At 70.4% G+C, this 25,528-nt stretch carries 23 protein-coding genes; 14 read left to right on the forward strand and 9 right to left on the reverse strand.

Annotated elements, in window-relative coordinates; genetic code table 11:
* Nucleotides 1–6: 6 nt before the first annotated feature.
* Nucleotides 7–768 (reverse strand): DUF3027 domain-containing protein, encoded by a 762-nt coding sequence (locus tag J7E25_RS03295; RefSeq protein ID WP_251038771.1) that lies wholly within the window; start codon nt 766–768, stop codon nt 7–9.
* Entirely contained in the window at nt 761–1,141 is a 381-nt protein-coding gene (locus tag J7E25_RS03300; protein ID WP_214867970.1) for a cold-shock protein, read from the reverse strand. Before J7E25_RS03300 ends, J7E25_RS03295 begins: the two co-directional genes overlap by 8 nt.
* Before the next feature lie 110 nt (nt 1,142–1,251).
* On the opposite strand from J7E25_RS03300, the gene J7E25_RS03305 reads away from it, so the two are divergent.
* The 6 genes from J7E25_RS03305 (at nt 1,252) to J7E25_RS03330 (ending at nt 8,977) form a co-directional block, all read left to right on the forward strand.
* Nucleotides 1,252–1,527, forward strand: a complete 276-nt coding sequence (locus J7E25_RS03305; RefSeq protein ID WP_214867971.1) for a multidrug ABC transporter ATPase — start codon at nt 1,252–1,254, stop codon at nt 1,525–1,527.
* 10 nt (nt 1,528–1,537) lie between these two features.
* On the forward strand, nt 1,538–3,403 hold the full coding sequence (locus J7E25_RS03310) for a helicase-associated domain-containing protein (protein ID WP_214867972.1): 1,866 nt from the start codon (nt 1,538–1,540) through the stop codon (nt 3,401–3,403).
* A gap of 65 nt (nt 3,404–3,468) precedes the next feature.
* Nucleotides 3,469–5,112 (forward strand): DNA repair helicase XPB, encoded by a 1,644-nt coding sequence (locus J7E25_RS03315; protein WP_214867974.1) that lies wholly within the window; start codon nt 3,469–3,471, stop codon nt 5,110–5,112.
* A 109-nt stretch (nt 5,113–5,221) separates the two neighbouring features.
* Complete coding sequence (locus tag J7E25_RS03320) at nt 5,222–6,259, forward strand: iron ABC transporter substrate-binding protein (protein WP_214867976.1); 1,038 nt, start codon at nt 5,222–5,224, stop codon at nt 6,257–6,259.
* 25 nt (nt 6,260–6,284) lie between these two features.
* The gene (locus J7E25_RS03325) at nt 6,285–7,838 is read left to right on the forward strand and encodes an iron ABC transporter permease (protein WP_214867978.1); all 1,554 of its coding nucleotides are present in this window, start codon (nt 6,285–6,287) and stop codon (nt 7,836–7,838) included.
* Nucleotides 7,835–8,977, forward strand: a complete 1,143-nt coding sequence (locus J7E25_RS03330) for an ABC transporter ATP-binding protein (protein WP_214867980.1) — start codon at nt 7,835–7,837, stop codon at nt 8,975–8,977. Before J7E25_RS03325 ends, J7E25_RS03330 begins: the two co-directional genes overlap by 4 nt.
* Here the strand turns inward: J7E25_RS03330 and J7E25_RS03335 are convergent.
* The 3 genes from J7E25_RS03335 to J7E25_RS03345 are packed head-to-tail and all read right to left on the reverse strand — an operon-like array spanning nt 8,956 to nt 11,896.
* Nucleotides 8,956–9,744: a pyrimidine reductase family protein gene (locus J7E25_RS03335; protein WP_214867982.1), complete on the reverse strand. Its 789-nt coding sequence runs from the start codon at nt 9,742–9,744 to the stop codon at nt 8,956–8,958. The genes J7E25_RS03330 and J7E25_RS03335 overlap by 22 nt on opposite strands.
* The gene (gene folP, locus J7E25_RS03340; RefSeq protein ID WP_214867984.1) at nt 9,741–10,595 is read right to left on the reverse strand and encodes a dihydropteroate synthase; all 855 of its coding nucleotides are present in this window, start codon (nt 10,593–10,595) and stop codon (nt 9,741–9,743) included. Before folP ends, J7E25_RS03335 begins: the two co-directional genes overlap by 4 nt.
* Before the next feature lie 11 nt (nt 10,596–10,606).
* Complete coding sequence (locus J7E25_RS03345; protein WP_215009358.1) at nt 10,607–11,896, reverse strand: NAD(P)/FAD-dependent oxidoreductase; 1,290 nt, start codon at nt 11,894–11,896, stop codon at nt 10,607–10,609.
* Nucleotides 11,897–12,019: 123 nt separating this feature from the next.
* Between J7E25_RS03345 and J7E25_RS03350 the strand changes: the two genes are divergently transcribed.
* The 8 genes from J7E25_RS03350 (at nt 12,020) to J7E25_RS03385 (ending at nt 19,374) form a co-directional block, all read left to right on the forward strand.
* Nucleotides 12,020–12,712 (forward strand): response regulator transcription factor, encoded by a 693-nt coding sequence (locus J7E25_RS03350; protein ID WP_214867986.1) that lies wholly within the window; start codon nt 12,020–12,022, stop codon nt 12,710–12,712.
* A gap of 31 nt (nt 12,713–12,743) precedes the next feature.
* On the forward strand, nt 12,744–14,531 hold the full coding sequence (locus J7E25_RS03355) for a cell wall metabolism sensor histidine kinase WalK (protein WP_214867988.1): 1,788 nt from the start codon (nt 12,744–12,746) through the stop codon (nt 14,529–14,531).
* Nucleotides 14,532–14,650: 119 nt separating this feature from the next.
* Nucleotides 14,651–14,941 carry a WXG100 family type VII secretion target gene (locus tag J7E25_RS03360; RefSeq protein WP_214867990.1) on the forward strand — a complete coding sequence of 97 codons (291 nt, stop codon included), beginning with the start codon at nt 14,651–14,653 and terminating at the stop codon, nt 14,939–14,941.
* A gap of 183 nt (nt 14,942–15,124) precedes the next feature.
* Complete coding sequence (locus J7E25_RS03365) at nt 15,125–16,201, forward strand: ABC transporter substrate-binding protein (protein ID WP_214867992.1); 1,077 nt, start codon at nt 15,125–15,127, stop codon at nt 16,199–16,201.
* 115 nt (nt 16,202–16,316) lie between these two features.
* Nucleotides 16,317–17,054, forward strand: coding sequence for an ABC transporter ATP-binding protein (locus tag J7E25_RS03370; protein WP_214868171.1), 738 nt, complete (start codon nt 16,317–16,319; stop codon nt 17,052–17,054).
* A gap of 9 nt (nt 17,055–17,063) precedes the next feature.
* Nucleotides 17,064–17,864 (forward strand): ABC transporter permease, encoded by an 801-nt coding sequence (locus J7E25_RS03375; protein WP_214867993.1) that lies wholly within the window; start codon nt 17,064–17,066, stop codon nt 17,862–17,864.
* A gap of 1 nt (nt 17,865) precedes the next feature.
* Nucleotides 17,866–18,735, forward strand: a complete 870-nt coding sequence (locus J7E25_RS03380; RefSeq protein WP_214867994.1) for an ABC transporter permease — start codon at nt 17,866–17,868, stop codon at nt 18,733–18,735.
* Nucleotides 18,736–18,738: 3 nt separating this feature from the next.
* Nucleotides 18,739–19,374, forward strand: a complete 636-nt coding sequence (locus J7E25_RS03385; protein WP_214867995.1) for a helix-turn-helix domain-containing protein — start codon at nt 18,739–18,741, stop codon at nt 19,372–19,374.
* Between the two features lie 36 nt (nt 19,375–19,410).
* Here J7E25_RS03385 and J7E25_RS03390 read toward each other — a convergent pair whose 3' ends face one another.
* The 4 genes from J7E25_RS03390 to J7E25_RS03405 all read right to left on the reverse strand — a co-directional run bounded on the left by J7E25_RS03390 (nt 19,411) and on the right by J7E25_RS03405 (nt 25,457).
* Nucleotides 19,411–20,784: an 8-oxoguanine deaminase gene (locus J7E25_RS03390; protein WP_214867996.1), complete on the reverse strand. Its 1,374-nt coding sequence runs from the start codon at nt 20,782–20,784 to the stop codon at nt 19,411–19,413.
* A gap of 22 nt (nt 20,785–20,806) precedes the next feature.
* Entirely contained in the window at nt 20,807–21,712 is a 906-nt protein-coding gene (gene pucL / locus J7E25_RS03395; protein WP_214867997.1) for a factor-independent urate hydroxylase, read from the reverse strand.
* 65 nt (nt 21,713–21,777) lie between these two features.
* Nucleotides 21,778–24,639 carry a molybdopterin-dependent oxidoreductase gene (locus J7E25_RS03400; protein ID WP_214867998.1) on the reverse strand — a complete coding sequence of 954 codons (2,862 nt, stop codon included), beginning with the start codon at nt 24,637–24,639 and terminating at the stop codon, nt 21,778–21,780.
* The gene (locus J7E25_RS03405; RefSeq protein ID WP_308164337.1) at nt 24,636–25,457 is read right to left on the reverse strand and encodes an FAD binding domain-containing protein; all 822 of its coding nucleotides are present in this window, start codon (nt 25,455–25,457) and stop codon (nt 24,636–24,638) included. The genes J7E25_RS03400 and J7E25_RS03405 overlap by 4 nt, the downstream gene beginning before the upstream one ends.
* Nucleotides 25,458–25,528 lie beyond the last annotated feature (71 nt).

The following is a 25,528-nucleotide window of genomic DNA, read 5'->3' on the forward strand; positions in this document are numbered from 1 at the left end:
TCGGATCTAGGCGTCCCCGGAATCGTCTGTGTCGTCTCCGTCGCGAGATTCTACGGAGTCGTGTGCGTCGTCGGAGTCGTCTGCGCTGTCAGAGTCTTCGGATGCGTCCGAATCGTCGTGCTGCTCGTCGCGGGCGTCGGCCGATTCGTCGAGTGCATCGATGTCGATCCCGTCGAACTGGTCGTCGGCATCGCCGTCGTCGGGATCGTCGTCATCGGTGTCGAGCTCGTCGAGTTCCTCGTCGTCGTCGACTTCGTCTTCCTCGTCTTCGTCGTCGCCCTCGGCCAGCTCGGCTTCACTCACGGCAGCGGCGATGGCCTCTTGGGCGGCCTGGTAGTCGGCGAGCCGCTCCGACCAGGGCACCCAATCGGGCGCCACCAGAGCGGACTCGCCCGGCATGAGCTCGGTCTCGACCACGGTGGCCTCGTCGTCGTGACCGACGCGGGCGATCGTGACGCTCCAGTGCCAGCCGGGGTAGCCGGCGAGGTCCGCGGCGAAGTGCAGCGTGAGCACATGCTCGCCCTCGACGAGGTGGCCCACCACGGAACCCACGGTCTGCGCAGGCGTCACGTCGAGCAGCGCTTGACGGGCGAGGTCGACGGATGCCAGGAGCGCTTCGTCGGCAACGACCGGTGTCGGCTCGGCCTCGGCGATCTGCGAATCGACGTCGGGCGCGGCCTCGGTGGCCTCGGCCTCGGCAGCGCCGGGCTCGGTGGCGTCGGTTTCCGCCGGGGCGGGGACTGTATCGGAGTCGGGTTGCTCAGGCATCCAGCTCATCAGCCACCTTGCGCAGCACGGCGACGATCGTGCGGGCCTTCGCCCGGTCGGGGTAGCGGCCGCGGCGCAGATCTGCGCCGATGCCGTCGAGGGACTTCACGAGGTCCTCGATGATGACCGCCATGTCGTCGGCCGACCTGCGATTGATCTTCGCGAGGCTGACCGGGGCGTCGAGCACGCGCACCGAGAGCGCCTGCGCGCCGCGCTTGCCTTCGGCCACGCCGAACTCGAGCCGGGTGCCCGCCCGCACGGTCGCACCGGCGGGGAGGGCGGATGCATGGAGGTAGACCTCCTGGCCGTCATCGGAGCTGATGAAGCCGAACCCCTTCTCCTCGTCGTAGAACTTGACCTTGCCGGTGGGCATTATGGAAACCTCGCTCATGTCTGCAGGCGCGCCGAATCGCGGCGCCGTACTCGGCCCAGTCTAGGGTCCCGGGGCCGCGCGAGCTGCCCCTGTGGGCCTATTCTGGACGTGTGAGCGATTCCGGCAACATCACCGACAATCGCGCCGAACGAGTTCTCGCGTACATGTTCGCCGCCGTCGTCGGTCTCTCGATACTCGCCTTCTTCGCCGTCATGATCGGCACGATGGCGGGAGCCGCAGCCGACGACGGATTCAGTCGGGGCGTGTGGCCGCTCGTGCTCATGCTGCCGTGGTTCGGGTTGCCGATCGCGTTCCTCCTGCTCATCACGCTCCTCATCGTCAACGGCATCCGCCGGGCCCGCACCTCGCGCGCCGGATCGAGCTGACCCGGAGACGATGCTCGAGCTCGCCGCACGACTTCGGGGGCTGCCGCGAGAGCAACTCGCCGCAGCGCTTCAGACGCGCGATTTCGACCCGGTCGGCATCCGCGACCTCTTCGACCTCGCCGAGGCGCTGCTCTCATCGGATTCCGTCGACCAGGCCATCAGTCGCCTCGACCGTCCCCGGCTCGCGGTGCTCGCCGCTGCCGCGGGCATCGTCGGCGCCGATGCCGGCACCACGGTCGACGAGGTGCGAACCGAGCTCGTGCGCCTCGGGGCATCCGGTGAGCTCTCGGATGCCGCGGGCGACCTGCTCGATGCGCTCTCGAACAACCTGCTCGTCGTCGAGGCGGGCGATCGCGTGCACGTGCCGTCGGCCGTCGCCTCCCGGCTCACGTCGAGGTCGGGCCATGAGATACCCTCGGCCGCCGAGCTGGCCGCCCCCGCTCCCCCGGTGCTCGTGGCGTTCGACGAGATCGACCGCAGCATCCTCGAACGCCGGGCAGCCGAGACCGCCTACGCCACGGTCGCCGCCACCGCCGAACTCATCGCCGAGCTCGGCACTCAGCCCGCGCGTGAGCTCGCGAAGGGCGGACTCGCGCTGCCCGACTCGAAGCGCCTCGCCGAGGCGAGCGGCACCGAGCTCGACGCGTTGCCGAGGTTGTTCCACCGCGCCGACGAGGCCGGTCTCGTGGTGCGCGACGGCGCCTTCTGGCTGGAGTCCGACCTCGGAGCCGCCTGGGCGCTCGAGACGGCCGCCGGCCGCTGGCGCAGGCTCGCCGAGTGCTGGCGCGACCGCATTCCACCGGCGTTGCGCGATCTCGTCGCCCGACGCAGCGAGACCCTCTCCGCATCGACGTTCCGCGACGACGTGCGCTGGTTCTACCCGGCAGGCGGGCGATGGCTCTCCGATGGAGTCGAACGGCTCGTCGACGATGCCGAAGCCCTCGGCCTCGCGGTCGCCGGCGAACCCGTCGAAGCCGGCCGGCTCGTGCTCGCCGGCGAACTCGACCGCGCCGCTGCGCAATTGGCCGCGCACTTCCCGAAGCAGGTCGACCGGGTCTACGTGCAGCACGACCTGTCGATCGTCTCGCCCGGTCCGCTCGAGCCGGCACTCGACGCGAGGCTGCGCACCTTCGCCGACGTCGAGGGACGCGACCTCGCCTCGACGTATCGCGTCAGCGCGGCATCCGTGAATCGAGGCCTCGCCGCCGGCGAGTCGGCCGAATCGATCCTCTCGTTCCTCGGTGCGCTCTCGCTCACGGGCATCCCGCAACCCCTCGAGTACCTCGTCGCCGAGGCGGCGGCGAGATTCGGCTCCGTTCGGGTCGCCGCAGCCGATGAGTCGGAGGGCCCGGCCCGCGCATCGATCCGCTCCGACGACGAACAGATCATCCGCACGCTCTCGGTCGACCAGTCGCTCGCGTCGATCGGCCTGCGACAGGCCGGCCCGAACCGCCTGCTCTCGCGATTCACGCCCGACGTCGTGTTCTGGGCCCTCTCCGACGCGCGCTATCCCGTCGCCGCCGAAGATGCGGACGGTCGCATCGTGCGCCTGCGCCGGCACCGGCTCGCGCACGCGCCGGCCCCTGCGCCGAAGACCGACCCGATCGCGGCGCTCCTCGATCGCGTGCTCGAGCAGGGCGACGAGGGTGCCACCGAGCTCGCGTGGCTCGCCCGGCAGCTCGAGGCCGCCGCACGCGCGAAGGAGACGCTCACCGTCACCGTGCGCATGCCGGGCGGACAGACGGCCGACTACCTGCTCGCTCCCGCGAGCGTCGCGAACGGAAGATTGCGCGCGCGCGACCGCAAGGCCGACATCGAGCGCACACTGCCGCTCTCGGCGATCGCCGCCGTCACCCCCGGCCCCGTCGACGCCTGAGCACCACCCCGTCTTCGGGGCCACCCGGCCGACGGTCCAACCAGACGGGCGTAGACTCGATCGTTATGTCAGACGGCCCCCTCATCGTGCAGAGCGACCGCACCGTGCTCCTCGAGGTTGCGCATCCGCTCGCTGAAGATGCCCGGCACGATCTCGCGGTCTTCGCAGAGCTCGAGCGCGCACCCGAACACGTGCACACCTACCGCATCACGAGGCTCGGCCTCTGGAACGCCCGTGCCGCCGGCCACGACGCCGACGACATGCTCGGCACCCTCGAGCGCTATGCGAAGTTCCCCGTGCCGCAGACCGTCGCCGTCGACATGCGCGAGACGGTCGGCCGATATGGCCGGCTCGTCGTCGACCGCACGGATGACGGAGCATTGCGCCTGCGCAGCGACGACATGGCGGTGCTCACCGAGGTGGCGGGCGCGAAGCGCATCGCGCCGCTGCTCACCGATCGGATCGACGGCGAGAGCTTCCTCGTCGCGGCGTGGGCGCGCGGGCAGCTGAAGCAAGAGCTCGTGAAGCTCGGCTGGCCTGCCGAAGACCTCGCCGGGTATACGCCGGGCACGCCGCATCCGATCGAGCTCGACCAGTCGGAATGGCACTTGCGCGGCTACCAGCAGCAGGCGATCGACAACTTCTTCGGTGGCGGCTCGGGCGTCGTCGTGCTGCCGTGCGGCGCGGGCAAGACCCTCGTCGGCGCGGGCGCGATGGCGACCGCGAAGACCACGACGCTCATCCTCGTGACGAACACCGTCTCGGCGCGCCAGTGGCGCGACGAGCTGTTGCGCCGCACCTCGCTCACCGCCGAGGAGATCGGCGAGTACTCGGGGCAGGTGAAGGAGGTCAAGCCAGTCACGATCGCGACGTACCAGATCCTCACCGCGAAGCGGAAGGGCGAGTACGCCCACCTCGCACTGCTCGACGCGCTCGACTGGGGCCTCGTCGTGTACGACGAGGTGCACCTGCTGCCCGCACCGGTGTTCAAGCTCACCGCCGAGCTGCAGGCCCGCCGCCGCCTCGGCCTCACCGCGACGCTCGTGCGCGAAGACGGCCGCGAGGGCGACGTCTTCTCACTCATCGGCCCGAAGCGGTTCGACGCGCCGTGGAAGGAGATCGAGGCCCAGGGCTTCATCTCCCCCGCCGCGTGCTACGAGGTGCGCATCGACCTGCCGCAGTCGGAGCGGCTCGTGTACGCGGCATCCGCCGACGACGAGCGCTACCGGCTCGCCGCGACCGCCCCCGCGAAGCTCGGCGTCGTGAAGGAGCTCGTGGCCAAGCACGCAGGCGAGCGCATTCTCGTGATCGGGCAGTACCTCGACCAGATCGACGAGCTCGCCGACGCGCTGCGGGCGCCGAAGCTCACGGGCGCCACACCCGTCGACGAGCGCGAGCGGCTCTTCCAGGAGTTCCGCGAGGGCACCACGACGGTGCTCGTCGTCTCGAAGGTCGCGAACTTCTCGGTCGACCTGCCCGAGGCGACCGTCGCGATCCAGGTCTCGGGGTCGTTCGGCTCGCGCCAGGAGGAGGCCCAGCGTCTCGGCCGGCTGCTGCGGCCCAAGGAGTCGGGTCTCTCCGCGAACTTCTACACGCTCGTCGCCCGCGACACCGTCGACCAGGACTTCGCGCAGAACCGCCAGCGGTTCCTCGCCGAGCAGGGGTACTCGTACACCATCCTCGACTCGCACTCGCTCGCCGCGGCCTGATGTGCAACGGTCTGTGACGCCGCACCTTGGCCGCAGACGGCAGCTAGCTTAGGCTTACCTAAGCCTTCGATCGAGGGCGCCCTCCCCCGACTCACGGAGCAGCACCTTCATGCGTTCATCCCGCCCTGCCTTCGCCCTCGGCGCTGTCATCGCCGTCACCCTGACCCTCACGGCGTGCAGCGCGGGCGCCGAGACCCCCGATTCGTCTGCCGCCGACGAGGACACCCTCACGATCTATGCCGGCCGCAACGAGTCGCTCGTCGGCCCGCTCATCGAGCAGTTCACCGAGGACACGGGCATCGAGGTCGACGTGCGCTACGCGACCAGCCCCGAGCTCAACGCGCTGCTCCTCGAGGAGGGCGAACGCACACCCGCCGAGGTGTTCCTCTCGCAGGACGCGGGCGCGCTCGGCTCCATCGCGAACGCCGGACTCACGTCGCCCATCCCCGCCGAGCTCGCCGACCTCATCCCGGCCGGCTTCACCTCCGACGACGACAGCTGGATCGGCGTCACGGGCCGCGCGCGGGTCATCGCCTACGACGGCGAGCACCTCACGAGTGAGACCGTGCCCGACACCATCGATGCGCTCACGGCGTCCGAGTGGAGCGGCCGCGTGGCCTTCGCCCCCGGCAACGCGAGCTTCCAGTCCTTCGTCACGGCACTTCGCGTGCTCGAGGGCGAGGACGCCGCCGCCGATTGGGTCGAGGCGATCGCCGCGAACGACCCGATCCTCACCGAGAACAATCTCGCGACGCTCGACCTCGTGAACGCCGGGCAGGCCGACGTCGGACTGATCAACCACTACTACTGGTTCGAGCGCGCCGCCGAACTCGGCGAGGAGAACATGCGCGCCCAGCTCGAGTTCCTCCCCGGCGACCCCGGCGGCATCGTGAACGTGAGCGGTGCAGCGATTCTGAAGGGCGCGGAGGGCGACGCCGACGCACGTGCGTTCGTCGAGTACCTCATCTCCGAGAAGGCGCAGCAGTACTTCGCCGACGAGCTGTACGAGTACCCGTTGCTCCCCGGCATCGACGCGCCCGAGGGCCTGCCGACGCTCGACAGCCTCGTCAACCCCGAGCTCGACCTCGCCGACCTCGAGTCGCTGGAGCAGACGCAGCAGCTCCTCGCCGACGCCGGCCTGCTGTAGCGGGCTTCCCCCTAGGCTGGGACGGATGTCTCCCACGCGCGCCGCACGGCCGCCTCGAGCGTTGCTCGCGGCGGCCGTCGTCGCGTGTGCGCTCGCAGCGATCCCCCTCGTGTACCTGCTCGTGCGCGTCGGCACCGCGGGGCTCGAAGACGTCTTCGCCGTGTTCGGGCGGCCCCGGGTGCCCGTGCTCATCGGCCACACGGTGCTGCTCGCGGCATCCGTGACCCTCGCAACCGTGGCGATCGGCGTGCCCAGTGCATTCCTGCTCGCCCGGGCGCGACTGCGCGGCCGGGCAGTGTGGACCGTGCTCGCCGCCCTGCCGCTCGCGGTGCCCTCGTATCTCGCGGCCTACGGATGGCTCGCCGCGCTGCCGTGGATGCAGGGGTACTGGGCCGCCTGGTTCGTGCTCACCCTCGTCGCGGTGCCGTATGTCACCCTCCCGGTCGCGGCCGCGCTGCGGGCCGGCACGACGGGGCTCGACGATGTCGCCCGAACCCTCGGGCGGGGTCCCTTCGCCGCGTTCCGGCTCGGCACGTGGCCGCAGATCCGGCCGGCGGTGCTCGCCGGCGCGCTCCTCGTGTGCCTGTACACGCTGAGCGACTTCGGCGGGGTCGCGCTCTTCCGGTACCAGGTGCTGACCACGGCGATCCAGCAGGCATACGGCGCGAGCTTCAATCGTGACTACGCGGCGATCCTCGCGACCCTCCTCGTGCTCCTCGCCGTCGCGGTCGTCATCGCCGAGCAGTTCGCGCGCGGCAGGGCCGTCCGGCAGTTCGGTGCCGTCACCGGACCCGCGCGTCACCGGCGCGTGCGCCTCGGAGCGTGGTCGGCACCTGCGCTCGTGCTGCTCGCCGTGCCGCCGGGGCTCGCGGTCGTCGTGCCCGTCACGGTGCTCATTCTTCGCCTGTTCGAGGCGCAGACGTTGCGGGAGTTCGATCCGGCAGAGCTCATCGCCGCCGCCGGGAATACCGTGCTCCTGTCGGCCGGCGGCGCGGTCGTCGCCATCGCGCTCGCGCTTCCGATCGGCATCCTCGCAGCCCGGTACCGCGGCCGCATCATCCGCGCCATCGAGACGACGGGATACCTCGCGCTCGGACTTCCCGGCATCGTCGTCGGCCTCTCGCTCGTGTTCTTCTCACTCGCCGCGGTGCCTGCGCTCTACCAGACCGCGTTCGTGCTCGCCTTCGCCTATGGGGTGCTGTTCATGCCCAAGGCCATCGGCGGCATCCGCAGCGCCACGGCGCAAGTGCCCACGTCGCTCGAAGACGTCTCGCGCACCCTGGGCAACGGGCGCCTCCGTACGTGGTGGCTCGTGACCGCCCGGCTCGCTCGACCGGGCATCGCGGCCGCAGCGCTGCTCGTGGCCGTCACCGCGATGAAGGAACTGCCCGCCACGCTGCTCCTGCGCCCCACTGGAACCGACACGCTCGCCACCGAGCTGTGGTCGCGCACCGACGTCTCGGCGTACGGTGCCGCCGCACCCTACGCGGTCACCCTCCTTCTTGTGGCGGCGGTGCCCGCGTTCCTCCTGTCCCGTGCCCGCGCCGGCGCCGGCGAGCTCGACGAGGCCGCGGCATGAGCCGGCTCGAGGTACGCGACCTGGTCGTCGGCTACGACGCCGCCGACGTGCTGCGCTCCGTCAGCCTCGACGTGCCCGACGGCTCCCTCCTCGCGATCGTGGGGCCGAGCGGATGCGGCAAGACCACGTTGCTGCGCACGATCGCCGGACTCGTGCGCGCCCGCTCCGGGGAGATCCGCATCGGGCATCGGATGGCCACGACGCACGGCATCCACCTCGCACCCGAGAAGCGCCGCATCGGCTGGGTTCCGCAGGACGCCGCACTCTTCCCCCACCTCACCGTCGCCGAGAACATCGCCTTCGGACTGCCGACCGCGCGGGGTTCGGCGAGGAGCGCCCGGCGCGCGGCCAATCGTGATGATGTGCGGCGACTGCTCGACCTCGTGGGTCTCGGCGCCCTCGGCGATCGAGTGCCGACGCAGCTGTCAGGCGGGCAGACGCAACGTGTCGCACTCGCCCGTGCGCTCGCCTCGGGCCCCGACGTGGTGCTCCTCGACGAGCCGTTCGGCGCGCTCGACCCGATCCTCCGCGCGGAGCTGCGCGCTTCGGTGCGAGAGCTCCTCCGCGAAGAGGGGGTCACCGGCATCCTCGTCACTCACGACCAGGCCGAGGCGCTCTCGATCGCCGACCTCGTCGGCGTCATGCGCGGCGGCGAGCTGCTGCAGCTCGACACCCCCGAGCAGGTCTACCGGCGGCCGGCGACACCATGGGTGGCCGGATTCGTGGGCGACGCCGTGTTCCTGCCGGGCACGTGGCACGGCGACGAGGTGGCGTGCGCTCTCGGACGATTGCCCGCCGATTGGGTGTCGGATGACGCGGCCACGGCGTCCCCGCTCGAGGCACCCGTCGACGGGGCATCCGTCGACGTGCTCGTTCGCCCCGAGGAGCTCCTGCTCCGTCCGCTCGAGGCGCTGCGAGCTTCAGTTCCGGCCGGGGGCGGCGTGGTGGCGGAGGCGGGCCTTGCCGCGACCGTCACCGCGGTGAGCTACACCGGGCACGACGCGATGCTCTCCCTCGTGCTCGATGATGAGACCCGCATCGACGCTCGCGTGACCGCGGCCGGACTCCTCCCGATCGGAACTCGCGTCACGGTGTCGACGACGAGCCGGGTGCTCGCCTACGCGGCGGGCGATCGCTGACGCCGATCAGCCCGCGAGTACCGCAACAGCAGCAGGTCGCCCGCCGGAATGGCGTGCACGAGGTGCATGCTCCGCTCCATCTCGGCTGCGCCACGGGAGATGCGGCCTGCGGTTCCGCCGACGAGCAGCGGACTCAGGCTGAGACACAGCTCGTCGACGAGGTCGGCGTTCATCAGCGCGCCGAACAGCCGCGGTCCGCCTTCGCAGAGCACGCGCCCGATGCCCATGTGTGCGAGGGAGTCGAGCATCGCCTCGAGGTCGACGGAACCGTCGCCCGCGGCACTGTCGCCTGCGCCACCGCCGTCACCGCCGCCGCAGACGAGCACGTCGGCGACGGCCGAGAGCGCGTCACGGCGCTCAGCCGGCGCCGCTGCGTGCGTCACGACGATCGGACGTTCCACCGCCTTGGCGAAGAACGGATGGTGGGGGTCGAGGTCGAGCGCCGACGACACCACGGCCAGTCGGGGTTGCGGGGCGCGCCCGTGCTCGAGCCGCCACGCGGCATCCGCCTCGCCGACCCGCACGCCGCCGTAGCCCTCGACACGCACGGTGCCGGCGCCCACGAGCACGACGTCGGCGAGCGTGCGCATCACCTGCATCGCGAGCCGGTCGGCCTCGTTGCCGAGCCCGCCGCTTCGGCCGTCGATGCTGACGGCTCCATCGAGACTCGCCACGAAGTTCATGCGCACGTGGCGCGCCGCCCCCTCGGGCAGGGCATACGCCTCGAGCAGCGATGCTCGGTCGATCGTCATCTCCTCATCGCTCATCGGTTGTGCTCCAGGAAGGCGGGCTTGCGCCACCCCTCGATCGCCTCGATCATGTGCATCGCATCGACGGTCTCGCGCACGTTGTGCACGCGCACGATGCGGGCGCCCTGCATGACGCAATAGACGGCGGCGGCGATCGACCCCTCGATTCGCTGGTCGCGAGCGCGACCGAGGGTCTCGCCGACGAAGTCCTTGTTCGAGAGCGCGACGAGGGTGGGGTAGCCGAGCGCGGCGATCTCGCCGAGCCGGCGGGTGAGCTCGAGCGAATGCAGCGTGTGCTTGTTGAGGTCGTGGCCCGGGTCGACGATGATGCGGTCGGATGCCACGCCCCGCGCCTCCGCGAGCGCGACCCGCTCGGTGAGGAACGCCACCACTTCGGCGACCACGTCGCCGTACTGCGGCGAGGGGTACGGGGTGCGGGGCCGGGCGAGGCTGTGGGTGATGACGATCGCCGCCCCGGTCGCCGCGACCACGTCGGCCATCGCCGGATCGTGCAGGCCTGTCGTGTCGTTGACCACGTGGGCTCCGGCGGCGATCGCCGCACGTGCGACCTCGGGGTGGAACGTGTCGACCGAGATCACGGCGCCGGAGTCGGCGAGCGCGGCCACGACGGGGACGACGCGATCGATCTCCTCGTCGACGGGGATCTCGGGGCCGGGCGCGAACTTCGCGCCGCCGACGTCGATCCAGTCGGCGCCCTCGGCGATCGCGCGGTGTGCCGCGTCGACGGCCGCGTCGAGGGCATCGGTGCGGCCTCGGTCGTAGAACGAGTCGGGCGTGCGGTTCACGATGGCCATCACGGCCACCTCGCGGGCGAAGTCGAACTCCCGCGGCCCGATGCGTCGGGTCATCGCACCGGGCGTCACGTCGCGCCGCCCGCGAGCGTGCCGAGCGGCACCGCGGGGTCGGCGAGCGCCGCCTCGTCGACGACGGACTCGGAGCGGATGATGCGCGCCACCTCGTCGTTCACGTCCCAGACGTTCACGTTCATGCCCGCGATGACGCGCCCGTCGCGCACCCAGAATGCGATGCACTCGCGTTCGGCGAGATCGCCGCGCACCACGAGGCGTGCGCCCTCGGCGAGCTCGCCGTAGCCCGAGTACTCCATGCCGAGGTCGAACTGGTCGGTGTAGAAGTACGGGATCTCGTCATAGCGCACCGATTCGCCCGCGAGTGCGCGACCGACGACCCGCCCGCCGTGCTCGGCGTTCGCCCAGTGCTCCACGCGCAGGTGGTGCCCGAGCCGCGCGTTCCAGGTGCTCGCCACGTCGCCCGCGGCGAACACGTCGGCGGCGCTCGTGCCGAAGCCCTCGTCGGTCACGACGCCGTCGTCGACCTGCAGGCCCGCGGATGCCGCGAGCTCCACGTTCGGTGTCGCACCGATGCCGAACAGCACGACGTCGGCGTCGACCACCTCGCCCGAGTCGAGCACGACGCCCGTGACCTGCTCGCGCGTGCCGGTGCCGCGCCCGCCCTGCAGCGCGCTGACGCCGGAACCCATGCGGAGGCGCACGCCGTTCGCCTCGTGGAGATCGGCGAACATGCCCCCGAGCTCGGCGCCGATCGCGGACTCGAGCGGCACGTCGCCACGGCCGAGCACGGTGACGTCGTTGCCGTAGCCGCGTGCCGCCGCTGCGGCCTCCATGCCGATCCAGCCGGCGCCGACGACGACCACTCGCTTGCCTCCTTCGCGGAAGGCGGTGCGCAAGCGCGCCGCATGGGGCAGGCGCCGCAGAATGTGGACTCCGCGAAGGGAGGCGCCAGGCCCTGCGAACGCGCGTGGCGAGGCGCCCGTTGCGAGGAGCAATCGGTCGTAGCCGACGACGTCGCCGTTGCTGCTGCTGGTGGCGCTGCCGGCGGCGGCGTCGGCGATCGAGACGGTGTGCGCGGCGGGATCGATGGAGCGCACGCGGATGCCGCTGCGCACGTCGATCCGATGCTCGCGGTACCACGCGGCGTCGTGCGGGTAGACGACGCTCGCGGCATCCGTTCCCAGCAGGTAGGCCTTGGAGAGCGGCGGACGCTCGTAGGGCAGCCGCGGCTCATCGCCGAACACGACGACCTCGCCCTCGAAACCCGACTCGCGCAGGCTCTCGACGGCCCTCGCCGCGGTCAGCCCGCCGCCCACGACGATCACTCGTTCATGCGTCATGTTGCCGAGTCTGTCACGCGTGGCGCGAGCGAGCCAGCGAGATCGCCCGGCATGCGGGCGGGCGTGATCCGCCCCTCGAACAACGTTCAGCAAAGTTTCAGCCGATGCGCAGAGAATCGAGATATGAGCGACGGACCCCGCATTCTCATCGTCGACGACGAGCCCAACATCCGCGACCTTCTGACCACCAGCCTTCGCTTCGCCGGATTCGCCGTGCGCGCGGTCGGCAACGGTGCACAGACCATCTCCGCCGTGCTCGAGGAGGAGCCCGACCTCATCATCCTCGACGTCATGCTGCCCGACATGAACGGGTTCGGAGTGACGAAGCGACTCCGTTCGGCGGGCTACACGGCGCCGATCCTCTTCCTCACGGCGAAAGACGACACCGAAGACAAGATCACCGGCCTCACCGTGGGCGGCGACGACTACGTGACGAAGCCGTTCAGCCTCGACGAGATCGTCGCGCGGATCAAGGCGATCCTGCGCCGCACGATGCACGCCGAGGAAGACGCCGTCATCCGCACGGGTGAGCTCACGATGGATCAAGACACGCACGAGGTGCTCGTCGGCGACGTGCCCGTCGAGCTCTCCCCCACCGAGTTCAAGCTGCTGCGCTACCTCATGCTGAACCCGAACCGAGTGCTCTCGAAGGCGCAGATCCTCGACCACGTGTGGGAGTACGACTTCAACGGCGACGCCGGCATCGTGGAGAGCTACATCTCCTACCTCCGCCGAAAGCTCGACCAGCACTCGATCGAGCCGCTGATCCAGACCAAGCGCGGATTCGGCTACATGCTGAAGTCCTCCAAGCCCTGACTCAGGCTTCGCCGCCTAGACTCGGCCCGCCATGCAACAGTCGAAGATCCTCGAGCGGTGGAACCGCATCTCACTGCGCACCAAGATCACGGGTGTGACGGTGCTCATGCTGACCCTCGGGCTCCTCGTCTCGGGCATCGGCACTGCGGCGATGCTGCGCTCCTACGTCGAGGAGCAGATGTCGTCGAAGCTCACCGCGCTCGCGTCGGGCGATCTCATGGAGTACTTCGACGACAACGGCGGCAGCAAGCCCGATCTCGGCAGCCTCCGCCTGAAGCCGGCCGACGACGTGTTCGTCGCGGTCTACAGCCCTTCGGGCGCGTATCGGCAGAACAACTGGGAAGAGCGCGACGAGAGCACGTGGCCGCAATTCCCGCGCACCCTGACGCAAGCCAAGGTCACCCAGCTGAACCCGTCGGGCTACACCGTGCTCCAGCTCCGCGACGTGCAGAATGCGCCGACCTTCCGTGCCGTCACGGCCCTCATGATCGCCGATGAGCACGGCTCCCTGGCACCGGTCATCATCGCGATCTCCTCGAAGGAGACCGAGCAGCTGCTCGCCGTGTACCTCACGATCTTCCTGGGCTTCGGCTTCGGCGTCGTGCTCATCGGTGCCCTGCTCACCCGCATGCTCGTGACGAGCACCTTCGGCCCGCTCCGCGAAGTCGAGCGCACCGCCGCGGCCATTGCCGACGGCGACTTCAGCCAGCGCCTCGGCGGGGCGATGCCGAACACCGAGGTCGGCCGCCTCACCCGCTCGCTCAACACCATGCTCAACCGCATCGATCGGGCGTTCCGCGACCGCGCCCGAACGATCGACCAGATGCGGCGATTCGTCGGCGACGCGAGCCACGAGCTGCGCACCCCGCTCGTGTCGGTGCGCGGCTACGCCGAGCTCTACCGCATGGGCGCCCTCCAGAGCGGCGACGAGGTCGCCCAGGCAATGGACCGCATCGAGAAGGAGGCCATCCGCATGGGCGGCCTCGTCGAAGACCTGCTCGCCCTCGCGCGACTCGACGAGGCGAAGCCGCTCGAGCTCGGCGAAGTCGACCTCGTGCCCCTCGCGCGCGACGCGGCTCTCGACGCGAGGGCGGCCAATCCCGCTCGCACGATCACCGTGATCGCCCCCGAGGAGACGGGCGGAACGGATGCCGCGGGCGAGCCTGCACCCGACCTCGAGGTCGAGGTCGAGCTCGAACCCGACGACGGCCGCACGCTCACCGGACCGATCTCGTTCGCGGGCGCCACGCTCGCGCGGCTCCGCGGACGCCGCCCTCGCGCCGACGCGCACAGCACGGCGACCGCGCCGCGCCGCAGCGGCTCGTCGACGAAGGCCGCTGCTGCGGCATCCGCGGCCTCGAAGAAGACCGCAACGGCCACGGCGCCGGCGCCCGTCACGCAGTCGGTTGCCGTGCCGGTGCGCCATGCGATCGTGCTGGCCGAGGAGAACAAGATCCGGCAGGTCATCACGAATCTGATGGCCAACGCGATCCGCTTCACCTCCGACGACAGCCCGCTCGAGATCCGCATCTCGATCGACGACTCCGCCGAGCGCGCCATGGTCGAGGTCATCGACCACGGCGAGGGCATCCCGTTGCAGATCCGCGAGAAGATCTTCCAGCGGTTCTGGCGTGCCGACACCTCGCGCACGCGGGAGACCGGCGGATCGGGGCTCGGCCTCGCGATCGTGTCGTCGATCGTGGCCGCGCACAACGGCGTCGTCGACGTGGTCGAGACGCCCGGCGGCGGTGCGACGTTCCGGGTCTCGCTTCCGCTTGCGAGCTCGGCGTCCGCGCCGCAGCGCATCGTCGAGGGCTGACACTCCTCCTCGACAGGCGTTCGTCGACGGATGCCGCTCACCGTCCTGCACTCGCTCGGCCCCCGCTGCCCGCGCCCCGCGTAGCGTCGGCGGTACACCGAACGAACGGGAGAATCCAGATGACCAGCTACCACGTCGACAGCGACCAGGTGTCCGCCGCGAACCAGACGGTGCAGGGCACGATCGGCCGCATCCAGTCCGAGGTGTCGTCGCTCCTCGGCCAGCTCACTGGCCTCCAGTCGTCGTGGAGCGGCCAGGCGTCGGCCGCCTTCCAGGCCGCCGTCGCCGACTGGCGCGCCACCCAGGTGCAGGTCGAGCAGAGCCTCGCCGGCCTCAACCGGGCCCTCGGCACCGCCGCCGTGCAGTACGCCGAGGCCGAGCAGTCGAACGCGCGACTCTTCCTCCGCTGAGCCGCCGCCGGCGCTCCGCGGTCGTGTTCACGCGGGCGAAACACGGCTGCGTATGTTCGTGAAATCTACATCTCCTATCCTCACGGGGAAGCACCAGTTCCTGCGCTGCATCGCGCGAGCCGGCTCCGCACCGGTCTGCTCGACGATGCCCAGCCCCCTGTATCGAAGAGTGGAGATCCACACATGACATTCCGGTCCCCCAACGGCGCCCGACGCGTCCGCAGCATCGCCGTCGCCGCCCTCGCCGCGGTCTCGGCCATGACCCTCGCCGCCTGCGCGTCAGGCGCATCGTCCAGCACCGGCGACGGCGCGAGCGCCGACCTCGGCGAGCTCACGGTGCAGTTGTCGTGGATCAAGAACGAGGAGTTCGCGGGCGAATTCTTCTCCGACTCCAAGGGCTACTACACCGACGCCGGATTCTCGTCGGTGAACCTGGTCCCCGGCCCGTCGACGGGTGTCGCCGAGCTCGTCTCGGGCAGCGTCGACGTCGCGCTGAGCGACGCCGTCTCAACGGGTGCCGCCGTCGCCAACGAGCAGGCCCCCGTGAAGATCATCGCCACGACCTACCAGAAGAACCCGTTCACGATCCTCTCGCTGAAAGACGGCGGCAACATCGCGACGCCCGACGACCTCAAGGGCAAGAAGATCGGCGTGCAGGACTCCAACACGAGCCTGTTCAAGGCGCTGCTCGCGGCGAACGGCATCGACGAGTCCGAGCTCACCATCGTCCCCGTGCAGTACGACCCCGCGCCGCTCACCAATGGCGAGGTCGACGGATTCGTGGCCTACCTCACGAACGAGTCGATCACAGTCGCGGCCGCGGGCAACGCCACGGTCGACCTTCCGTTCGCAGACAACGGCCTGCCGTTCGTGGCCGAGACCTTCACCGTCACCGACGACGCGATCGCGAACGACCGCGAGAAGCTCAAGGCGTTCCTCTACGCCGAGATCCTCGGCTGGACCGACGCGGTGAACGACCCAGAGGAGGGCGCGCGCCTGGCCGTTGAAGAGTACGGCAAGGACCTCGACCTCAACCCCGAGAACTCGAAGGCCGGCTCCATCAAGGCCGCCGAGGAGCTCGTCGTCTCCGATGAGACCGCAGAGAACGGCCTGTTCACCATCTCCGACGAGCTGCAGGCCGAGACCATCAAGAGCCTCGCCGGCGCGGGCATCGACGTGAAGGCCGACGACCTCTTCGACCTCAGCCTGCTGGCCGAGGTCTACAAGGAGCACCCCGAGCTCGTGAAGTACCTGAAGTAACCGCACCACCACACGTGAGGAACACGGGAACGTGACGTACGAGCAAGTGGCCGGTGTCCAGGAGCAGTCCTTGGGCACCGGCCTGCAGATCACCGGCCTGAACAAGGTGTTCACCATGGGACGGCGCAACGTCGTCGCGCTCCAGGACGCGAACCTGCACACCGACCAGGGGAGCTTCCTCTCCCTGCTCGGTCCTTCGGGTTGCGGCAAGTCGACGATCCTGCGGATCCTCGCCGGGCTTGAAGAGCCGTCGAGCGGCACGACCCGCGTCGACGGCAAGAACCCCAAGGAGTTGCGGGCGGCGAACGAGCTCGGCATCGCGTTCCAGGACTCCGCGCTGCTGCCGTGGCGAAGTGTGCTCGCGAACATCCGCCTGCCGTTCGAGGTCGCCGGCGTGCCGGTCGACCACGACTACGTGCGGGAGATGATCGACCTCGTCGGTCTCAAGGGGTTCGAGAAGGCGAAGCCGGCGCAGCTGTCGGGCGGCATGCGTCAGCGCACCTCGATCGCCCGTTCCCTCATCCTCAAGCCCTCGGTCCTGCTGTTCGACGAGCCGTTCGGCGCGCTCGACGACATGACGCGCCAGAAGCTCAACCTCGAGTTGCTCCGCATCTGGACCGAGAAGCCCGCGACGACTCTGCTCGTCACGCATGGCATCTCAGAGGCGATCTTCCTCTCCGACCACGTCGCGGTCATGAGTCCGCGACCCGGCCGGGTGAAGGAGGTCATCGACATCGACCTGCCTCGCCCGCGCACGCCCGAGATGCAACGCACGCCCGAGTTCCACGCCTACGTCGACCACGCCTCCGAACTGCTCTTCGGGCAGGGCGGCGCGGCGGTCGACGACCACTGAGGAGCCACGGTGAAGACGTTCCGACTTCCGCCGTGGGCGACCGGGCTCATCGGCGGTACGGCCCTCATCGCGTTCTGGTGGGTCAGCGCCCTCACGGTGTTCTCGAACACCGGAGCTGGTGCCAACCGTGCGATACCGACACCGCCCGAGGTGATCACGGGCTTCGCCGAGAGCGGGTTCGAGTTCTACTGGCGCAACTTCTCGGTCACGCTCGTCGAAGCGGCCCAGGGGTACCTCTGGGGCAACGGCCTGGCACTGCTCCTCGCGGCCCTGGTGCTGGTCGTGCCTCGGCTCGAGGGCGCCGTGATGCAACTCGCAATCATCACGTATTGCGTGCCGATCGTCGCGATCGGCCCGCTGGCACTCATCATCATCGGCGCTCCCTCGGCGGGTGAGCCCTCGGGCACCGCGGTCTTCCTCGCCGCGCTGAGCGTGTTCTTCACGACGGTGGTCGGCTCGCTGCTCGGCCTGAAGGCGGCCGACGCGGCGAGCCTCGACGTCGTCACCGTCTACGGGGGCACTCGGCTCACGCAGCTCGTGAAGGTGCGCCTCATCGCAGCGCTCCCCCACATCCTGACCGCACTGCAGATCGCGGTGCCCGCTGCGTTCCTCGGCGCCGTGCTCGGGGAGTTCCTCGGCAAGGTGGAGCTCGGCGTGGGTCCCGCGATGATCGCCGCCCAGCAGGGACTCGACGCGCCGCGAGTGTGGGGCATCGCGCTCGTCTGCGGCGCCGTGGCGCTGCTCGGCTTCGCGCTCGTCGGCCTCGTCGCCCGCGCGGTCGCCCCGTGGTCGCGCGGAAGGAGCAACTGACATGGCGGTCTCCACCACGACGCAGCTGAACGCCGTCGTCGCGCTGCGCAAGGAGGTTCGTGCCGAGTCGATGCGCGCGGTGCTCCGCGCGCTCGGCACGAGCACCGTCACGTTCCTCGTCACGATCGTGACGGTGCTCGTGCTGTGGGTCGGGGTGCTCTGGGCCCTCGACATCTCGCCGTACATCGCCAAGGGCCCCGCCGACGTCTGGAACTTCCTGTTCACCGTGCCCGAAGCCGCGGCGAACCGTGCCGAAGTCGGCGACAACCTTGCGGTCACGCTCGGCGACGCGCTCATCGGCTTCGCGGCAGGTCTCGCCGTGGCGCTCCTCGGCGCGATCGTCTTCCAGCTCTCGAGGGGCGTCGAGCATGCCCTCATGCCCGTCGCGATGCTGCTGCGCTCGGTACCGCTCATCGCGATGGCGCCCGTCATCATCATGATCTTCGGCCGCGACTACTGGACCGTCGCCGTGATGGGCGGCATCGTCGTGCTGTTCCCCGCGCTCGTCAGCATCGCGTTCGGCCTCAAATCGGCCTCGCCCCAGATGAACGACGTCATCACCGTGTACGGCGGCACCCCGGTGACCGCACTTCGCAAGGTCGCCCTCCCGTCCTCGCTCCCGTCGTTCTTCGCGGCGGTGCGCATCTCAGTACCCGGTGCGATCACCGGCGCCCTGCTCGCAGAGTGGCTCGCAACAGGTGAGGGCATCGGCGGTTCGGTCGGCGGCTACATCGCACAGGCGCAGTTCTCGGGCCTCTGGGCTTCGGTCGTCGTCGTCACCGCCGTGTCGCTCGTGCTCTACAACGTCGTCCAGATCGCCGAGAACGTGGTGCTCACTCGCATGGGCATGCACCCCGACAGGCGCGTCTGACGCATGGCGACGACCGGGCGTGGGTCAGCCGAGACGGATGCCGCTGCGCTGCGTCTCGGCGCGCACATCCGTCGTCTCCGCCGCAGCCGCGGCGACACGCTCGTGCAGCTCGCGGAACTCACCGACCTCTCGCACCCGTTCCTCAGCCAGCTCGAACGGGGTCTCGCACAGCCCAGCCTCTCGTCCCTGCGCCGCATCGCCGTGGCGCTCGACACGAGCCCGATCGAGCTCGTCGCTGCAGCCGAGGATACGGCGGACAGCGCACCCGAGCCGCCGATGGTCGAGGTGCGCCGGGCGGGCGATGCCGTGCCTGACGGACCGGGATTCGCCGAGGGCACGGCCCGGATGCTCGCGCACAGCGACCGTCCGTTCCATCCCCTCGAGTACGAGGGCCGGAACGGCGCGCCTGGCGACTACTACGTGCACGCCGAAGACGAGTTCCTCTACGTCACCGCGGGCCAGGTCATGGTCGACCTCGACGGCGAGATCATGATGCTCGACACGGGCGACGCGATCTACTACGCCGGCGGCGTGCGCCATCGCTGGTGGTCGGAGGCCGGCACCTTCCGGCTCGTCGTGGTCAAGGAGCGGCCACGTTCCGCGGCAGCTCCGCGAACGGCGGCGAAGCGCGGCGCCTGACCGCTCCGCCCCGTTCCCGGCGCATGCCGCGGGCGCTCAGTTCCGCTGGGCGAGTTCGAGACTGGCGTGCGCTGCCCTCCGGGCGACCAGTTGCTCGTCGGCGAGGGTGAGCCGGCCGTCCTCGACGACCGTGCGGCCGCCCACGATGAGCCGGCTGAGCGGCGGCAGGGCCGCGAGTCCGAGTGACGCGACAGGGTCGGCGATCCCGGCGTGCTCGACGCCGTCGATCCGCCAGAGCGCGAGGTCGGCGAGCTTCCCGGGCTCGATCGATCCGAGCTCCCGCTCCCGGCCGAGGACCCGGGCACCCCCGATCGTCGCCATCCGGAGCGCCTGCCGCACGCTCATGGAGTCGGCGCCCGTGCGCAGCCGTGCGAGCAGCACCGCTTGCCGGATCTCCGTGCCGAGCTGGCCCGACTCGTTCGAGGCCGCACCGTCGACGCCGAGGCCCACCGGCACGCCCGCGCGCAGGAGATCGGCGACCGGGGCGATCCCGGCCGCGAGCCGGGCGTTCGACGACGGGCAATGCGCCACACCCGTGCCGGTGCGGGCGAACCGGTCGATCGCGTCGTCGTCGAGGTGCACGCAGTGCGCCATCCACACGTCGTCGCCGAGCCAGCCGAGCCCCTCCAGATAGCGAGTGGGGGTGGCGCCGAACCGCTCGAGGCAGAACGCCTCCTCCTCCACGGTCTCAGCGCCATGCGTGTGCAGCCGCACGCCGAGGTCGCGCGCGAGCAGCGCCGACTCTCGGAGGAGGTCCGCCGTCACCGAGAACGGTGAGCAGGGCGCGACGGCCACGCGCACCATCGCGTCGAAGGACGCGTCGTGATAGGCCTCGACGGCCGCCTGGCTCGCGGCGAGCGCGGCATCCGTCGTCTCGACCGCGAAGTCGGGAGGCAGCCCGCCCTGGCTTGCGCCGAGGTCCATCGAGCCGCGCGTCGCGTGCAATCGCACGCCGACGTGTGCCGCTGCCTCGACGATCGCGCCGACGAGGTCGCCCGACCCGCGTGGGAAGACGTAGTGGTGGTCGCCGACGGTCGTGCAGCCCGAACGGGCGAGTACGGCGAGCGCGCCCGCCGCGCCGGCACCGACGAGCCCGGCGTCGATTCGCGACCACGACGGGTAGAGGGCGACGAGCCAGTCGAAGAGGATCGAGTCCTGCGCGACGCCCCTTGTGAGCCACTGGTACAGGTGGTGGTGTGTGTTCACGAGACCGGGGGTGAGCAGGTGCCCCCGGCCGTCGATCCGCACGTCGGCCTGCTCGAGCGCCTGCGCCGGCGCCGCGCCGGCCCCGACGGAGGTGATGCGGCCGCCGTCGATGACGACATGGCCGACAGCGTGCTCGGCGTCGTGCGCGTCGACCGTCGCGACGTACGCTCCCTCGATGACGGTGCGACCGGCTCCCCGGGTCACTCGCGATCCATTCGTGCGTTCGTCACACGAGCCCGCTGTACTGGTGCCACGCGGGGCCGGCGTCGGGCGCGTCGTCGCGGATGACGCTCGCCTGGATGAGCCCGTAGGGGCGGTCGTCGGCGTGGAACACCTCGTTGTCGTTCTCAACGCCGAATCGCGAGAGGTCGTAGAGGAAGTGGTGCCTGTTGGGGGCCGAGAGGCGCACCTCGGCGATGATGTCGTAGGCCTCGAGCACGGCCTTGCCCATCTCGAAGAGGGTCTGCTGCAGGGCGAGCGAGTGCACGATGGCGAACTGCTTCACGAGGATCGCCTTGACGCCCGCATACAGCTCGTTCCAGTCGGCCTCCGTCGTCGTGAACCGCCACTTCGCGACGAGCGACGTGGCCATGACCCGGTCGGTCGTGGGTTGGAGCACCGTGTACTCGTCCTCGTAGAAGCCGTGGAACTCCGAGCCCGTCGACTTCAGGATCACGAGGTCCTTGAGTCCGCCCGTGATCCACGTGCGCTGCTCGCCACCGGTGCCCTCGACCGTGACGGAGGCCGTGCGCACCTCCTGCCCCTTTCGCACCCACGTGTGGTCGTGCTCGGCGCCGTCGACGAGCACGCGCTCCCACGCGTACTCCTCGATCTCGATGCGCGCGGCGTCGACCGGCGGCACGTCGTCGACGAAATGGCGGGCGAGCTCGAGCCCGTACTCCTCGATCGAGACGAGTCCCTTCTCCTTCGCGAAGGAGTAGGCGGTCTGCTTCTGCGTGTCGGTCGGCAGCACGTTCGACTGGTCGCCGGTGAGATGAGCCGCCGCGAAGTCGCCGCGCAGCGCGGTCGAGACGTTCACGTCGTGGATCTCGTGGCGGGGCGAGTCACGGTAGATCCGCACGACACGGTTCTCCGCCTTGCCGTACTGGTGGTCTCCGAGGACGATGGCCATCTGCTGCTCCTAGTCGTTGGTCGTCGGGGTCGTGGGGCATGCCCGGGCGGGGCGGTGCCTGCCGTTCACGCGGTCGAGATCGGTGGGGCGGATGCCGCGGCGTCGCGTGCGAGGCGCCACACGCGGTCGCGGGAGAACGGGGTCTCGTACGGACGAGCGCCGATGGCGCGCCGGATCGCGTTGCCGAGCGCGGCGGCGACGGGGTTGTACGGACTCTCGCTCATGGACTTCGCTCCGAACGGCCCGAGGTCGTCGCTCGTCTCGGCGAAGAGCACCTCGGTGCCGGGGATGTCGGCCATCTGCGGCACCCGGTACATGCGGAACACGGGCGTCTGGATGCGGCCCTCCTCGACCATGACCTCTTCGTAGAGTGCACCGCCGATCGCGTGCGCAACACCGCCCTCCACCTGGCCGCGGCACTGCGCGGGGTTCATGACGGTTCCGGCATCCGCGCTCTGCACCGACTGCAGGATCCGCACGACGCCGGTGCGCACGTCGACCGCCACGCGGAACGCCTGCACGTTGAAGGCGAGCGACCGGTGCTCGCCGTACTCCGCGGCCGAGGCGGCGATCCCGTCGCCCACGCGGTGCTCGGCCGGAGTCGCGGCGATGAGCTCGGCGAAGCCGACGAGCCGCCCGCCTGCGCTGACGCCGTCGGGGCCGAGCGTGCAGGTCGCGGCATCCGTGGCAGTGAGGGTCGCCGCAGTGCCCAGGAGGATGTCGCGCAACGCGAGCGCCGCGGCGTGCAGCGCCTTGCCGGCGACCGTCGTGCCGGCCGAGGCGAATGCCCCGGTGTCGTAGTCGGCCCCGTCGGTGTCGGAGTTGCGCAACTGGACCCGGTCGATGGACGTGCCGAGATCGGTCGCGACGATCTGGGCGTGCACGGTCGTGGTGCCGTTGCCGAACTCGCTCGTGCCGACGCCGAGCACGTAGCCGCCGTCGGGGAGCAGGGTGACGGTGGTCTTCGAGACATGCCCGCGCGGCGCCATCGTGGCGATCATCGACGCCGCCATGCCCTCGCCGATGCGCCAGTGCTCGCCCGCGGGCGCCTCGACGCCGTTGCCGCGCAGGAGGGCCTGCTCGGCGAGGTCGAGGCACTGGTCGAGGCCGTAGCTGCCCGGGACGATGTCGTGCTCGGGTTCGCCGAAGAACCCGAGCGGCACTTCGCCCTCTCGGATCGCGTTGATGCGGCGCAGCTCGAACGGGTCGATGCCGAGTTCGATCGCGAGCTCGTCCATCGCGGACTCGACCGCGAGGATGACCTGGCCGAGCCCGTAGCCGCGGAACGCGCCCGACGGGGTGTTGTTCGTGTAGACGGCCTCGGCGTCGATGCGCTTCACGGGGCTCGTGTAGAGGCTGATCGATTCGGCGCATCCGTGGAACATCACGCCGCGCGAGTGGTTGCCGTAGGCGCCGGTATCGCTCAGCACGTCGACGCGCATCGCCGCGAGCCGGCCGTCGCTGGAGGCGCCGAGCGCTACGGCCACTCGCATCGGGTGCCGCACCGACGTGCGCACGAACTCGTCGGTACGACTGAGCTCGTAGACGGCGGGCTTGCCGGTGCGCAGCACGGTGAGCGCGACGAGGTCCTCGGTGAACAGCTCCTGCTTGCCGCCGAAGCCGCCGCCGACCCGGGCCGTGAAGACGCGCACGCGATCCTGCGGCAGGTCGAGCAGCCGGCACAGCTCGTCGCGGGTGAGGAACGGCACTTGCGAACTCGTGCGCACCACGAGCCGGCCGTCGTCGTCGAGCCATCCGATCGACCCGTGCGTCTCGAGCTGGGCATGGCTGAGGCGCTGCGTCTGCCAGGTGCCCGCGACGGTGACATCGGATGCCGCGAGCGCCTCGTCGAGGTCGCCGCCGTACCCGGCGTGCAGCGCCGCGACGACATTGCGGCCGGCCTCGTCGACGCGGTCTGCGGGCGTGCGATCGGGGTGGAGGAGGGGCGCACCGGGAGTGCGGGCCGCTTCGGGGTCGAAGACCGCGGGCAGCACCTCGTAGTCGACGACGATGCGCCGGCACGCCTCTTCGGCCGCTGCCGCGGTGATCGCGGCGACGGCCGCCACGCGCTGCCCCACGAAGCGCACGACATCGTCGAGCACGCGGGTGTCGTCGGGATCGTCGGTGCGGTGCTCGTGCCGACCGGTCGAGAAGCGCATCGCCGGCACGTCGTGGTGAGTGAGCACGAGTTCGACGCCGTCGAGGGCGAGTGCCGCGCTCGTGTCGATCGAGCGGATGCGCGCGTGCGCATGCGGCGAGCCGAGCACCTTGATGTGCAGGGCGCCGGGCGTCGCCGTGTCGAACGTGAACGGCTCGGTGCCGGTGACCACGCGCCGTGCCGCGGGCGGTGCGACGGAGCGGCCGATGAGCGACGCCGGGCGTTCGTCGGCACCGGTCGAGCCGAGGTTGCGGGCGCCGCGTGGGTGCGCGGCATCCGTCTGCCCGCTCTCGGTCGTCGGAGCCGGGCCGGGCTCGCTCGACGCCGTCTCGCCTGCGGCCGCGACACCCGCCGTGATCGACTCGCGGATGCTGCGATACCCCGTGCAACGGCACAGGCTGCCTTTCATGAGCCGTGGCAGATCGCCCAGTTGCTCCTCGTGGAGCGTCGACGCGGTGACGATCATGCCGGCCGTGCAGTACCCGCACTGGAAGCCGAAGTGGTCGACGAACGCCGCTTGCATGGGATGGAGCTCGTCGGGCGTGCCGAGCCCCGCGACCGTCGTGACGGAGTGCCCCTCGATGCGCTGTGCCGGGTAGATGCACGAGTGCACGGGCACGCCGTCGACGAGCACCGAGCACGCGCCGCAATCGCCGGCGTCGCAGCCCTTCTTCACCTCGAGGTGCTCGTGATCGCGCAGGAAAGTGCGAAGGCACTGGCCGGCGCGCGGCTCGCCGTCGCGCTCGCTGCCGTTGACGGCGAACCTCATGCGGCGAGCTCCTGCCGGATCTCCTCGAGGAGCACGCAGCTCACCTCGCGCCGCCAGTCTTCGGTGCCGAGCGGGTCGGTGTAGTAGCCGTCGGCGGATGCCACGTCGGAACGCAGCGTCGCGGCATCCGGCAGCTCGGGGTACCGCAGCACCGTGGGACGCCAGGTCGCCGCCGTGATGCCGAACACCGCGCAGCCGTCTTCGTCGACCCGGCCGGTGAGCACGGCGCCCGAGCGGCCGAGCTCGGCGAGCGCGATCTTGCGGTATCCGGTGCGGGCCCGCAGCGCGTGGGCCGGGATCTCGACGGCGCGCAGCACCTCGCCGGGCGCGAGCGAGTTGGTGCCGTTGCCGGTCACGAGACGCTCGACCGGCATCCGGTACTCGCCGCCGTCGGGCGTCCACACGAGCGCGACGCCGTCGAGGGCGGCCGCGAGCGACACCATCGACCCGGCGGCGAACGATCGGCAGACGTTTCCACCCACGGTGGCGACGTTCCAGACCTTGAACGAGGCGAGGAGCGCGGTGGCGCACTGGAAGAACAACGGATGCGCGGTCCAGCCCTCGTGCTCGGGAATCGCGGCGAGCTCGGCGATCGTGCACGTCGCGGCGATGCGGAGCCCGTCGTCGCTCACCTCGAGGGCGGGCCAGCCCATGGTCGAGAGGTCGACGAGTCCGGTGACCTCGAGCTGCGGCTCGGAGAACATCCAGGTGCCGCCGGCCACGAACCGTTCGGTGGGGTCGAGCACGAGGTCGCCCCGCGAGCGCGCGTAGCGATAGCCCGTGATCGTGTTGAGGTCCATGGCGATTCCCTTCGGCACCAGTGAATCGAAACGACATGACGGGAATGTTTCCCAGATGAACAATCTCGACTCACGCGCGACACGTCGAT

The organism is Agromyces sp. ISL-38, assembly GCF_018613935.1.
Taxonomy (GTDB): domain Bacteria; phylum Actinomycetota; class Actinomycetes; order Actinomycetales; family Microbacteriaceae; genus Agromyces.